Consider the following 13,491-nt stretch of genomic DNA (forward strand, 5'->3'; position numbering starts at 1 on the left):
AAAGGGAGCCGCCGCTTGAGTGCGGCGGCTCCCTTTCGGCCACACAGGAGGAGGCGGGAACATATTTTCATCCCCACCCCTTGAGGGGGTTCGGGGGGGATCATCCCCCCCGATGGGGAGGTCCAGGAGGGGCGACGCCCCTCCTGGCTCTTATTCTCTTGAGGAAGATGCGGGGGATGCGTCCTTTGGTCTTCCATCCCCATGCGGAGGCATACGTGATGATGACGGCCAATGAGATTCGCGCCAAGTTCCTGGAATACTTCGTCGCCAACGGGCACCAGCTGGTTTCTTCCTCGCCGCTCGTGCCGCGCGAGGACCCGACCCTTCTTTTCACCAACGCCGGCATGGTGCAGTTCAAGAAGGTGTTTCTGGGCCAGGACAAGCCCGGCTACAAGCGGGCCACCACTTCCCAGAAGTGCCTGCGCGTGGGGGGCAAGCACAACGACCTGGAAAACGTCGGCCGCACCGCCCGCCACCACACCTTCTTCGAGATGCTCGGCAACTTCTCCTTCGGCGACTACTTCAAGGAAGACGCCATCAAGTTTGCCTGGACCTTCCTGACCGAGGTGATCGGCCTCGACAAGTCGCGCCTGTACGCCACGGTCTACCTGGACGACGACGAGGCCTTCGGCCTGTGGAAGAAGATCGCCGGGCTCAGCGACGACCGCATCTTCCGCCTGGGCGAGAAGGACAACTTCTGGTCCATGGGCGACACCGGCCCTTGCGGCCCCTGTTCGGAGATCATGTACGACCGGGGCGAGGAGATCGCCTGCGGGCCTAATTGCGGCATCGGCACCTGCGACTGCGACCGGTACCTGGAGATCTGGAACCTGGTGTTCATGCAGTACGACCAGATCGACAAGGATACGCGCGTGTCCCTGCCGCGCCCGAGCATCGACACGGGCATGGGCCTGGAGCGCATCGCGGCCGTGGTCCAGGGCGTGCATTCCAATTTCGACATCGACCTCTTTCAGACCATCATCGCCACGGCCGCGTCCATCGCCGGCGTGGCCTACGGCGCGGACGAGGAGAGCGACACGGCCCTTCGCGTCATCGGCGACCACAGCCGCTCGGTCGCCTTTCTGCTCGCCGACGGCGTCATGCCGTCGAACGAAGGCCGGGGCTACGTGCTGCGCCGTTTGATCCGCCGGGCGCTGCGCTTCGGCAAGCTCATCGGCCTGTCGGATCCGTTCCTCTTCAAGACCGCCGGCACGGTGGTGGACGTCATGGGCGACGCCTACCCCGAGCTGGTGGCCAGCCGCGAGTTCATGGAGCGGGTGGTGCGCGAGGAGGAGGAGCGCTTCGGCGTGACGCTCGACAAGGGCCTGGCCATCCTGGCCGAGGAACTCGACCGCATGGCGGGGGCCGGGGAAACGACCATCACCGGCCAGTTCGCCTTCAAGCTCTACGACACCTACGGATTTCCGCTGGACATCGTCAACGACGTGGCCGGCAAGCGGGGCATCGTCGCGGATGAGGACGGCTACCGCGTCTGCATGGCCGAGCAAAAGGCCAGGGCCAAGAAAGCCTGGAAAGGCAGCGGCGAGACCGATCCGGCCGTGCTGTTCCTGGAGCTTCTGGAATCGGGCATGAAGTCGCGCTTCGTGGGCTACGAGGACCTGACCGCCAAAAGCCGGGTCAACGCGCTCATCTCGGCCGAGGGCCAGGCCGTGGAGCGGCTCGTGGCCGGGGAGACCGGCTACATGGTCAGCGCCGTGACGCCCTTTTACGGCGAATCCGGCGGCCAGGCCGGCGACGTGGGCACGGTGTCCACCCTGACCGGCGACGCCGCCGTCGTGGGCACGGTCAAGGCCGGGCCGGAGCTGACCGCCCACCACATCAAGGTGGAGCGCGGCGAGGTGCTCCTCGACCAGGAGGCGGAGCTGACCGTGGACGCCGTCGTGCGCACGGCCACGGCGCGAAACCACACGACGACCCACCTGCTGCACAAGGCGCTCAAAAACGTGCTCGGCGGCCACGTCAACCAGGCCGGCTCGCTGGTCACGCCGGAGCGGCTGCGCTTCGACTTCACCCACGTCTCGGCCATGACGCCCGAGGAGATCGCCAGGGTCGAGGACGAGGTCAATGCGGCCATCCTCCTCGACGCGCCGGTGGTCACCGAGGTCATGGGCATCGAAACGGCCCGGGCCAAGGGCGCGACCGCGCTTTTCGGCGAGAAGTACGGCGACGAGGTGCGCGTGGTCGAGGTGCCGGGCGTGTCCATGGAATTTTGCGGCGGCACGCACCTGCGGGCCACGGGCCAGGCCGGCAGCTTCCTGATCCTGTCCGAGTCGGGCGTGGCCGCCGGCACGCGGCGCATCGAGGCGGCCACGGGCGTCAACGCCCTGGCGCACATGCGGGCCATACGCGGCGAGCTCGACGAGGCCCTGCACGCCGTCAAGGCGCGGCCGGGCGAGCTGGTTTCGCGCGTCAAAAAGCTCCAGGACGAGATCAAGGCCCTGGGCAAGGAAAAGGAGCAACTGGCGGCCAAGCTGGCCTCGGGCCAGGGCCGCGACCTGCTTTCCGGCCTGGAGGAGATCGGCGGGGTGAAGGTGCTGTGCGCCAGGGTGGACGCGGCCAACGTCAAGGCCCTTCGCGAGGCCATGGACGACCTGCGCAGCAAGGTGCCCTCGGGCGTGGTGGCCATCGCCGCCGAGCAGGAGGGCGGCAAGGTCAGCCTGATCGTGGCCGTGAGCAAGGATTTGCATGGCCGTTTCACCGCGCCGGCGCTCATCAAGGACGCGGCGGCGGCGGTCGGCGGCTCGGGCGGCGGCCGTCCGGACATGGCGCAGGCCGGCGGCACGAACCCGGCCGGCATCGACGAGGCCTTCGCCAAGGTGAAGGCGGCCGTGGCCGGCTAGGCAAGGCCGCAACATCGTGCAGGTTCAGGGCGGTCCCGGAAGGGGCCGCCCTTTTTCGCGGCCTTCAGGACTTGGCGGCGAAGGCCGCCAATGCGGCAAGGAAACGGCAGAGGGCGGTTCGGCTGGACGCCTGGAAAACAGGTGCGCCATAGCCGGTTTTCATGCGGGCGCACAATCGGACTTCAGACAGGATGGCGCCCTTTCGTTGTTATGTAAACGGAAATATTCGGATGCAGAAGCCGGCCGTGAAAAGGCCGAGGTGCTTTTGTGCCAGGAATCGTCGCGCGCCGTCTTGGTCTTGTGCTTTGGCCATTGCCGCCGGAAAGCATTCGTTGCAATGTGCACGGGGTCCGCTTTGCCATTTTTCAAAACCGTGGAGAGGACTCGTAACGTCGCTGCGGCATTTACTTTTCCCATTCGGGGCGATAGGAAGGGGAAACGCTCGGGAATGCCCTGCCGTGGCCGGCCGAGTCGGCGCACGGCGTTTAGGAGGCGTCAGGGACCAAAGAAATCGAGGCCGTCGTCGGATCACCCTCTGCACAAGGACGTATCATGCTGCAGGAGACCCCATCGCAAATCGTCGAGTTCATTACATGGAAGACAAGCTATGACTGCGTCGTGGACATCATAAACTGCCAGCACAAGGGAATCCTCCGATTCATCAACGCCTGGCACACGGAAATTCTCAACAACAGGATTCCTCGTGTGAACAGCATCGAATACATGCGGAACAAGTTTTCGTTCCTGGAAATTTTCTCCTACGCCCACTTCACGCTGGAAGAAGGCCTGCTGAAGATCCTGGTGGACAGATTCGGCTTCAAGGAATCCGTCTACACCGGGCATTTGACGACGCATGCCAAGTTCGTCAACAATTTCATGAATCCCCTCAAGGCCCAGGTCGAAATGACGGGCAATAAAGACCTTGCCATCGTGGACCATATCGCGGCCGACGCCCTCGGCGACGTCGCCAAGTGGTGGTACAACCACATCCGGGACGTCTCGGAAAATTCGCGCTGCAGCTACGACCACTACTACCGGCTGTTCATCGAACGGCTGAGCGAAACGGACAAGATCACGATGTTCAACGACGTGATCATGTTCCTGGAAAAGTGCCCGCAACCCTACTCGTGCACCACCTGGTAAGGCGCTTGCCCGGGCGGCGGCGTCGGAAGGGAAAGGGCTCAGCCCAACTGCTTGACCCCGGCCGCCTTCCCCTCGGCTTCCAGCTCTTGCGTCAGGGCCGCCAGCTCCTGGGCTTCCCGGGCCAGGTCGCCCACGGCCCGGGAAGCTTCGCCCATGGCCGTGGAAGCGGCGGCGGCGATGGCGTTGACGTCCTCGATGGTACGGTTGATCTCCTCGCTCGTGGCCGACTGCTCCTCGGCCGCCGTGGCGATGGAGCGCACCTGGTCCGAAGCGCTGTCCACGAGCGCGACGATGGCCGCCAGCGCCTGCCCGGCCGCGTCCGCGAGCATGCTGGCCTCCTCCACGGAGTCGGCCGCCTGCTCCACATGCTGCACGTTGCGGCCCGTGCCCTGCTGGATGCCGTGTATGGCCTCGCCCACTTCCTTGGTGGCGGTCATGGTCTTTTCCGCGAGCTTTCTGACCTCGTCGGCCACGACCGCGAAGCCGCGCCCGGCCTCGCCGGCCCTGGCCGCCTCGATGGCCGCGTTTAAGGCCAGCAGGTTCGTCTGGTCGGCGATGTCCGAGATGACGTTCATGATCCGGCCGATGTCCCGGGCCTGGGCTCCGAGCCGGCCCATGTCCTCCTTGAGCGTGCGCGCCTGGTCCCGGACGCGGCCGATGCGCTCCACCATGCGGCCGACCACGTCCGCGCCCTCGTTGGCCTTGCCCCGGGCCGCGTCGGTGGTGGCGGCGGCGTTGCCGGCGTTTTTGGCCACTTCCAGGACCGTGGCGTTCATCTCTTCCATGGCCGTGGCCGTTTCGGCCATGCGGCGGGACTGGTTGTCCGCGCCCCGGCTCGATTCGTCGATCTGGGCCGAAAGCTCGGCCGCGGCGCTGGACACCACGCCCACCACGCCGCCGAGCCGCCCGGCCGCCTGGAGCAGGCCCTCGGCCCGGGCCGCCTGGGCCTTGGCCATGGCCGCTTCGGCCTCCCGGCGCGAGGCGTCGGCGGCCCGGGCCTTGTCCTCGGCCTCGTGGGTCTTGGTTTCGATGGCGGCGATGTTCTCCCGCAGGGTGGCCACCATGGTGTTGAGGGCGGCCTGCATGCGGGCGGCCTCGTCGTTGCCCGAGGCGTCCAGGGCGATGTCCAGGTTTCCGGCGGCGCAGCGCGCCGCCGCCTCGGTGGCCTGGCGGATGGGGCCGGCAACCGAGCGGATGACGAGCAGGCACACGCCCACGAGCAGGACCAGTCCCAGGCCGATGCCGGCGAGGATGCGCAGGAGCAGCGCTTCGATGCGGGACTGGCTCTGGGCGCGGATGGCCGCCTTTTCACGTTCGATGTTGTCGATGTACACCCCCGTGCCGAGCCACATGGCCGTGCCCGGGATCATGACGGCGCAGGCGAGCTTGGGCTGGTCGCCCTGCCCGGGCTTGGGAAAGACGTATTCCACGAAGCCGCCGCCGGCCTTGGCCCGGCGGGCCAGTTCGCGCACGTAGGGCACGCCGTTTTTGTCCCTCACCTCGCCGAGGTCCTTGCCTTGCCGCTCCTTGGCGATGGGCAGGGCCACGTTGACCGTGTCCTCGTACACGAAATAGTAGCCGGATTTGTCTTCCTCGAAACGGAACTCGTCCACCATCCTGCGGATCATGTCGATGCGTTTGGCCGGGTCTTCGATGCCTTTGACGGCCTCGCCGATGGATGCGGCCAGGGCGTTCGAGGCGACGAGGAGCTTGTCCTTCTGCCCTTGCAGCATGATGTTCTGGGCGATGACGACATTGCTGTCCGTGAGCGCCTGCATGCCGAGGTAGAACGTCAGGACCACGCCGCAGATGAAAATGGCGAACAGGCCGAGAAGCAGGGCGAAACGCCAGGTGAGGGAGATTTTTCGTAACCACGAAGCGGAGCCGGCATTGGATCGGGCATGGATGGACATGAACGCCTCCATTTTCCAGTCGGTCGTGGTGTGAAAATATTTTTACGTCGATGATAGCATGATGCAGCGTGCAGTTCAATAGCGTCCGGAAAGGGAATGGCGTGTTAAAAAGATAACAAGAAGGTTGACGCCGGATGGGGGCGGCGAACAACCTCAGGCCGCGTCGAGGGGCGCATGCGTCAGTCGGCGGTCAGGGACTTGCGGCGGCGTTCGATCGTCTTGCCCGCCGTGTCCCGGATTTCGGAAGTCGAAAAGAAGTCGCGCCAACCGGCGACGAAAAGGTCGTAGAGCGCGCGGCAGGGGGAACGCCAATGTTCCCCCACCCGCCGGAGGTCGGGCTCAGGGACGGTCGGCCCGGTCGCGCCGGAAGGCCAGGAAGCTCTTTTTCAGGAAGGCCGGTGCGGCCAGCCGCCAGGGCGTGGTCAGCCAGCCGTCGGGCAACAGGTGGTGCCAGCGGTAGCCCAGGCGATGGTAGTGGCTGGCGGCCGCGTCGCGACAACCCGCCTCGGCCGCGGCGAACAGGGCGGCGTCTCGCTGGCAGCGCGAGGCGGCCATGGCGTCGAGCACGCGTCGGTCGAAGCCGTGTCGGGTGAGCATGCGCCGCACGCGTCGGGACTCGGCCCGGCGCGACAGGGCGTCGCCGAAGGCCAGGACGGCGCCGCACAGGGATCCGGCGCAAAGGGCCACGAGCAGCAGCCTGGGGGAGGCGTGGGCGCGCACGGCGAAGTACAGGGCCGCGGCGAGAAAGGCGGCGGTGACGCAAAGCGGCAGGGGCGCCGCCAGAAAAAGGCGCACGGCGTGTTGGGTCACGGCGGCAGGGTCGCCCGGGGAATCGGGTCTTGTCAAGGCGGCGCGCCCGTCGCCCGGGCCGCCAAGCGGAGCGGGGACCGCACGGCCCGTTGTCTGGCCGTCGGTCCCCGCCGAGGATCGCTTTTGGTTGCCTAGATGCTGCCGGTGCGGATGTGGCGGAGGAAGGCGTCGGTCACTTCCGAGGTCTTGGACGTGCCGCCGAGGTCCGGGGTCAGCGTCTTGCCGGCGGCGGTGACCGCCTTGATGGCCTCGAGGATCTTGTCCGCGGCCGCCTTCTGGCCCAAAAACTCCAGCATCATGGCCCCGCTCCAGGACATGGCGATGGGGTTGGCCACGCCCTTGCCGTAGAGGTCCGGGGCGGAGCCGTGCACGGGCTCGAACATGGACGGGTAGCGGCGCTCGGGGTCGATGTTGCCGCTGGCCGAAAGGCCCAGGCTGCCGGTGATGGCGCCGCCGATGTCCGTCAGAATGTCGCCGAACATGTTGGAGGCCACCACCACGTCCAGGGAGTCGGGATGGAGCACGTAGCGGGCCGAGAGCGCGTCGATGAGCATGCGCTCGGTGCGCACGTCGGGGTAGTCCTTGGCCACTTCGTCGAAGACCTGGTCCCAGAAGGTCAGGGTGTGCTTCTGGGCGTTGGACTTGGTGGCGGAGACCAGGTGCTTGCGGGGGCGGGAGCGGGCCAGCTCGAAGGAGTAGCGGATGACGCGCTCGACGCCGGTGCGGGTGAAGACCGCCGTTTCCAGGGCCAGCTCGCAGGGCTGGCCGGGATGCACCCGTCCGCCGGCTCCGGCGTATTCGCCCTCCGTGTTCTCGCGCACGGTCACGATGTCGATGTCCCCGGCCTTGCGCCCGCCGAGCGGGCTCTTGACGCCGGGCAGCAGCAGGCTCGGCCGCAGGCAGATGTACTGGTCGAAGCCCAGGCGGATCTTGATGAGCAGGCCGTGCAGGGAGACGTCGTCGGGCACGAGCTCGGGATAGCCCACCGCGCCGAAGTAGATGGCGTCGAAGGGGCGCAGCAGATCCAGGCCGTTTTCCGGCATCATTTCCTTGTGTTCGAGATAGTACTCGCATCCCCAGGGGAAGTATTCGTATTCCAGGCGAAAGCCGCCGACGGCCTCGGCCGCGGCGTCCAGGACGCGCACGCCCTCGGGCGCGAGTTCCTTGCCGATGCCGTCACCGGGAATGACGGCGATCTTGTACGACTGCATAGACGACGAGCCTCCTTGAGACGGCGCGGGCTCCGTCGGCTCACGACGGAGCCCGCTGGTTTTTCCATGCCCTCGCGGGCCTGGGTTGGGCGCAATTGCCTGCTTTCGCTCCTAGAAACCGCGCATCAGCAGGATGGGGAAGTCGATGCCCACCAGGAAGGCGATGAAGATGACGCCGAAGACCGCGCCCAGGGCCCAGAAGGCCTTGGGCGTGATGTAGCCGCTGCCGTAGTAGACCGGGCTCGGCCCTGTGGCGTAGGGCGTGAGGATGCCCATGATGCCGAGGGTGGCGCAAAGGAGCAGGGACACGGTCTTGAGCGGCAGGCCGGGGATGTTCTGGGCCGTGACCAGGAAGACGGGCAGCAGGGCCGTGGTGTGGGCCGTGAGGCTGGCGAACATGTAGTGGACGAAGAAGAAGATGAGCACCAGCCCGACGATGACCGCGTTGATGGAAAATCCGGCCATGGCCGCGGCGGCGATGCCGGCGAACCACTTGAGGAAGCCGACCTTGCCCAGGCCGTCGGCCAGGGCCACCAGCGTGCCGAACCAGCACAGGACGTTCCAGGCGTTCTTGTTGGTGATGATGTCTTCCCAGGTGACCACCTTGGTGATGATCATGAGCGACAGGGCGAGCAGGGCCACGGTGGTGGCGTCGAGGATGCTCGGCGCGAAGATCCACAGCACCAGGGCGAAGACGGCCAGCCCGGCCATGGTGAGTTCCTTGGCCGAAAGCGGCCCCATTTTGGCCAGTTCGTCGCCGGCCCAGCGCGGCGCGTCCTCGCTGCGTTTGATCTCCGGCGGATAGATGACGTAGATGAGCCAGGGCAGGAGCAGGAACAGGGGGACGCAGGCCGGGGCCAGGGCCGTGAACCATTCCATCCAGGCGAAGGTCTGGTTGGTGGTCTTCTGCAGGATGGACAGGGCCAGCAGGTTGGGGGCCAGGGCCGTCAGGAACATGGTGCTGGTGACGCAGGTGGTGGCCAGGGCCACCCACATGAGGTAGGCGCCGATCTTGCGCGCCCCGCTTTCCGGGGTGGAACCGTACAGCGGCGGGATGTTCTTGATGATGGGGAAGATGACGCCGCCGCTGCGGGCGGTGTTGGACGGCGTGAACGGGGCCAGGCCGCAGTCGGCCAGGGCCACGGCGTAGCCCAGGCCCAGGGTGGAGCGGCCGAGCTTTTTGATGAGGAACAGGGCGATGCGCTTGCCAAGGCCCGTCTTTTCATAGCCCATGGCGAACATGAAGGCCACGAAGATGAGCCAGACCGTGCCGTTGGAAAAGCCCGACAGGGCCCAGCGCACGGCGTCGGCCGGTTTGGGCGGCCCATTGCCGCCGCCCGGCACCAGGTTGAGGGCGGCGATGACGCTGATGCCGATCAGGCCCAGGGCGGCGGCCGGCAGCGGTTCGAGGACAAGGGCCACGATGACGGCGGTGAACAGAGCGAAATAATGCCAGGCATCCGCGGTCAGGCCGGCGGGTATGGGAAGAAACCAGATGATCGCCCCCACGATGATGGGGAGGAAAGCCTTCCAGGAAGCCTTCATGCCTTGCTCCTTACTGCTAGGGTTCCGTAGCGCGCGCGTCTTGAACGTGCCTTTGCCGCACGGGGGAATTCTCCACCCGGGCTGTTCACAATGCTATTTTCAATAATTTCGGAAAGCAATAATAATTTTCCCCCCGCGCCTTGCTCCCGCTTTTCAGGCGCCCCCTTGCGGGCGGGACATCTTGACAGGAATCCGTTTTGGGTCAGGATGCAAGCCATGACCCGAGGAGGTGGGCCATGAACCGATGGGGCATGGGCACGATGCTCTACCGCGCGACGATCCTCTACGCGCTTCTGGCGATGCTCTACGACACGATCCTCATCGCCGGCTTCTGCGACCGGCTGGTGCCGGAGCGGCTGGCCCTGGCCGTGGGCGGCACGCTGCTGCTCCTGGGCCTCGTGCTCTACGCGCTGGGCGTCTTCGCCGTGTACAAGGCCGTGGACGCCGACCAGCTGGCCACACGCGGCGTCTACGCCGTGGTGCGCCATCCCCTCTACGCCGCCTGGGTCTGGTGCATCGTGCCGGGGCTGGCCCTCATGCAGGGCACGCTTTTGACGCTCGGCGCGCCCGTCGTGGCGGCGATCTTCTACCGGCTGTGCATTCCCCACGAGGAAGCCCACCTGCGGGGCCGCTTCGGCGAGGCCTACGACCGCTACCGTGAGCGGGTGGGCGGCATCGTGCCGCGGGTTTGCCGGCCCTAGGCTTTTCAGGATTTTTCCCATGCGGCAACGTCCCCTGCGGCTACGTCTGGCCGACGCCCTGGGCGTCACGCGCTCGGTGGCCCCGGGGCACGAGGTCGTGGCCCGGGACGGCGGCCCGGACTGGCTCGTCCTGGGGCTTGGCCCGGACCCGACCGCGCTGGCCGCCGAAATCCCGGCCGGGGCCCGGGTCGCCTACCTGGAATGCCCCGCCTTCGCCGCCGGCGCGGGCGAGGCCTGGCGGGCCGCCGTGCCCGCCTCCTGGCGGCGCGTCGAGGCTCTGGGACCGATCCTGCCGGGCAACATCGTCATGCACCGCCAAGCGCTCCAGCTTTTCCCGGATTTCTGGGCCCCGGTGCGGGCCGGGCTGCTGCTGCCGTCGCCGGCCGGGCCGGCTGGGCCGGACGCGACCGGGCAGCGAACCGTGCTCCTGGCCGAAACGCCCGGCAGCATGCTCCTCCCCGCCATCGCCCGGGGATTCGGCGAGGAAGGCTTCGCCGTGGCCGAGGTGGACCGGCAGGGCCTGCTGGAGCGCCTGGAACGGGAACGGCCGGCGCTTTTTTTGTCCGTCAACTTCGCCGGCCTGGACCGCTTCGGCGAGGTCCAGGCGCTTTGCGCCCGGGCCGGCGTGCCGGTGGCCGCCTGGCTGGCGGACAACCCCTTCCACGTGCTCTCCGGCGTGCGGACCCCGGCCTGGCGCGACGTGCATCTCTTCGTCACCGACGACTGGTTCGTCGCGCCCCTGCGCGCCCACGGGGCGAGCCGCGTCCATCACCTGCCCCTGGCGGCGGATCCGGCCTTTTTCGCGGCCGCGCCCGACCGGCCGGAGCTGGCCGGTCGGCTGCTCTTCGTCGGCCGCAGCGCCTTTCCGGACAAGGAGGCCTTTTTTTCCGGCCTTTCTCCCGATCCGGCGCTGTGGCGGGAGGCGACGGCCATGCTCTCGCGGGGCGAGCGGCCGGATTACGGCTGGTGGGCGCGCGCGCTTGGCATCGATACGTTCTGGCCGGGGTTGGCGGCGCGCCGGGTGGGGCGCGGGGCCGAGGAGAGCGGGCTGGCCTGGCGGGAACTGGTGATCCGCGAGGCGGCCGCGACCGGGGCGCTCACGGTGTGTGGCGACGCGGCCTGGAAGGGGCTTGCCGGAGCGGACTTCGCCTACCTGCCGCCCGTGCCCTACGGCCCGGTCCTGGCCGGGATGTACGCCTCGGCCCGGTACGTGGTGGGGGCGGTGAGCCCGCTTCTGCCCCATGGGCTCACCCAGCGCCATTTCGACGTCTGGGCAGCCGGCGGCTGCCTGCTCACCGACGCTGCGCCGGGGCTGGCGCTTTTTCCGGAGGAGCTGACCCGCTCCGTGACCTACGCCAGGGCTCGGGACATCCCGCGCCTGGCCCGGGAGCGCCAGGGCGACCGCGATGGGCTCGCCGCCGCCTGGCGCGAACTCGTGGCCGCGCGCCACACCTACCGGCACCGGGCGCGGCGCATGCTCGAATGCGTGGGGGAAGGGGCCTGAGCTCAGGCCTCGTCTGGCAAAAAGACGCGGGTGATCTCTTCGATGTGGGTCAGGGAGGCGGCGGCCACGTCGGCCAGGCGCTCGGGCGAAAGCCCCACCGCGCCCCAGGCCGCGGGCGACAACGGCGGCGCGTAGACCTCGCCGCTCGAGCCGATGCCGAGCGCCCCGGTCATGGCGTCGGCCACGTGCACCGTGGCCGGCATGGGCATGGACATGTGGGCCAGGCCGCCGTGATGGTGGCGCACGGCCTTTTCCAGACTTTCCGGGAACCGCCACTTGCGCAGCAGCATGCCGGCCAGGGTGGCGTGGTCGAAGCCCAGGCAGGCGCGCTCGGCCTCGCGCAACAGGATGCCCTCGCCCCGGGCCTTGGCCAGGACGTGGGCGGCGTGGCGCGGCAGGTTGCGGTAGAGCACGAGCCGCCCCATGTCGTGGAGCAGCCCGGCCACGAAGAGGCGTTCCACCTCGCCGCCCTCGGGGTCGGCCAGGGTCGAGGCGATGACGCCGCAGGCGATGCTGTGCTTCCAGAACGACCGCATGTCCACCAGCCCGCCGGGCAGATCCTTGAAGAGTGCGATGACCGAGATGCCAAGGGCCAGGGTGGTGAGCTGGCGGCTGCCGATGAGGGTCACGGCCCGCGACAGGGTGTCCACCTTGACTGGGAAGCCGTAGAAGGCGCTGTTGACGAGCTTTAAAAGCTTGGTGGAAAGGCTCGTGTCCTTGCCGATGGCGTCGGCGGCTTCCCTGGCCGTGCTGTGGGCGTCGTTTAACACCTCGTTTATGCGCACGAACACGTCGGGCAGCGAGGTGAGCTTGGGGTCGGACTCGATGATGGACATGGGGCCGGGCACGGGCGCGTCCGGCAGGGGCGGCAGGGTGGATGCGCACACGGGCCCGGGCAGGGCCAGGGCGGCCGGGCCGCGTTCGGCCAGGAGCGCGGCGGCCCGGGGCAGGGCCAGGGCGAACAGGGCGGCCGTGGGCGGGAAGGCGAGGTCGGCGTGGACGAAGCGCGCCGCGAGCAGCTCCCGGGCGGCCTCCATGTCGTCGGCGTCGGGTTCCGGCACGGTGCCGGCTTCGGCCTCGGCGACCTCGGGCGGGCCTTGGTGGTCTTCCACCACCGCCGCCTCGACGCTCCAGACCGGGAACAACTCCAGATGCCGCTCGGTCAGGACCGCTCCGGCGGGCAAGACCAGAGCCCCGTCCCGGCGGCACAAGGGCTCCGCCAGGATCATCCCTGCTCGCAACAACGCAAGGGGCACTCGCTGCATCATGTTTCGTTCCTGGAGGAGAGACGTCCGAAGCGGCGCTTCTCCTGAAGTGCATCATTACAGGAGACGGTCGAGGAAATCGAGGGAAAACCGTCCGTCTTTCGATCCGTCTCCGGAATTTCCATATTGTGAGCAACTCCCATGCCCGGGACTGCCGACGTCGCCCTTTTCCGTCGCACTGTACTTTTTCCGGCGCGCCGCTAGGATGCGCGCCGGGAGAATGCCATGCCGCCACAACCGCTCGCCGTCGTCGTCAGCCTCGATGTGGAGGAGGAGGGGCTTTTTTCAGGCTCCTACCCCCGCTGCGGCGCGGGCCTGACCAATATTCCACATCTTGAGCGTCTGGAATTCCTGCCCAGGGAATTCGGGCTGCCCCTGACCTGTCTCTGCGATTACCCGGTGCTTCGCCACGGGCCGAGCCTTGCGGTCCTGGAGGGCCTGCTCGCGCGTCTGGGCGGCGAACTGGGCGCGCACCTGCATCCCTGGAACACGCCGCCTTTTCCCGAAATGCCCTGGCCCGAACCCGTGTCCACCGCGG

At 67.7% G+C, this 13,491-nt stretch carries 9 protein-coding genes and 1 pseudogene; 5 read left to right on the forward strand and 5 right to left on the reverse strand.

Annotation, left to right across the window (positions count from 1 at the left end):
• The first annotated feature begins 218 nt into the window (after window positions 1–218).
• Together alaS and Q1K70_RS00010 are read left to right on the forward strand one after the other, a co-directional pair.
• Window positions 219–2,861: an alanine--tRNA ligase gene (alaS, locus tag Q1K70_RS00005; protein WP_300153987.1), complete on the forward strand. Its 2,643-nt coding sequence runs from the start codon at window positions 219–221 to the stop codon at window positions 2,859–2,861.
• 552 nt (window positions 2,862–3,413) lie between these two features.
• Complete coding sequence (locus tag Q1K70_RS00010) at window positions 3,414–4,004, forward strand: hypothetical protein (protein WP_300153990.1); 591 nt, start codon at window positions 3,414–3,416, stop codon at window positions 4,002–4,004.
• 38 nt (window positions 4,005–4,042) lie between these two features.
• Here Q1K70_RS00010 and Q1K70_RS00015 read toward each other — a convergent pair whose 3' ends face one another.
• The 4 genes from Q1K70_RS00015 to Q1K70_RS00030 form a co-directional block, all read right to left on the reverse strand.
• A complete protein-coding gene (locus Q1K70_RS00015) occupies window positions 4,043–5,917 on the reverse strand; it encodes a methyl-accepting chemotaxis protein (protein ID WP_300153992.1) in 1,875 nt (624 codons plus the stop codon).
• Between the two features lie 339 nt (window positions 5,918–6,256).
• Window positions 6,257–6,727, reverse strand: coding sequence for a hypothetical protein (locus Q1K70_RS00020; protein ID WP_300153995.1), 471 nt, complete (start codon window positions 6,725–6,727; stop codon window positions 6,257–6,259).
• A 131-nt stretch (window positions 6,728–6,858) separates the two neighbouring features.
• Window positions 6,859–7,938: a tartrate dehydrogenase gene (locus Q1K70_RS00025; protein WP_300153997.1), complete on the reverse strand. Its 1,080-nt coding sequence runs from the start codon at window positions 7,936–7,938 to the stop codon at window positions 6,859–6,861.
• Window positions 7,939–8,049: 111 nt separating this feature from the next.
• Window positions 8,050–9,483 carry an anion permease gene (locus Q1K70_RS00030; RefSeq protein WP_300153999.1) on the reverse strand — a complete coding sequence of 478 codons (1,434 nt, stop codon included), beginning with the start codon at window positions 9,481–9,483 and terminating at the stop codon, window positions 8,050–8,052.
• A 236-nt stretch (window positions 9,484–9,719) separates the two neighbouring features.
• Here Q1K70_RS00030 and Q1K70_RS00035 point away from each other — a divergent pair, with 236 nt between their 5' ends.
• Window positions 9,720–10,184: an isoprenylcysteine carboxylmethyltransferase family protein gene (locus tag Q1K70_RS00035; protein ID WP_300154001.1), complete on the forward strand. Its 465-nt coding sequence runs from the start codon at window positions 9,720–9,722 to the stop codon at window positions 10,182–10,184.
• 19 nt (window positions 10,185–10,203) lie between these two features.
• Window positions 10,204–11,688 (forward strand): DUF3880 domain-containing protein, encoded by a 1,485-nt coding sequence (locus tag Q1K70_RS00040; protein WP_300154003.1) that lies wholly within the window; start codon window positions 10,204–10,206, stop codon window positions 11,686–11,688.
• 2 nt (window positions 11,689–11,690) lie between these two features.
• Here the strand turns inward: Q1K70_RS00040 and Q1K70_RS00045 are convergent, their stop codons facing one another.
• The gene (locus Q1K70_RS00045) at window positions 11,691–12,956 is read right to left on the reverse strand and encodes an HDOD domain-containing protein (RefSeq protein ID WP_300154006.1); all 1,266 of its coding nucleotides are present in this window, start codon (window positions 12,954–12,956) and stop codon (window positions 11,691–11,693) included.
• 222 nt (window positions 12,957–13,178) lie between these two features.
• On the opposite strand from Q1K70_RS00045, the pseudogene Q1K70_RS00050 reads away from it, so the two are divergent.
• A pseudogene (locus Q1K70_RS00050) lies at window positions 13,179–13,491 on the forward strand (hypothetical protein); the annotation flags it as partial.

Source organism: Solidesulfovibrio sp. (assembly GCF_029978005.1).
Classification (GTDB): Bacteria; Desulfobacterota; Desulfovibrionia; order Desulfovibrionales; family Desulfovibrionaceae; genus Solidesulfovibrio.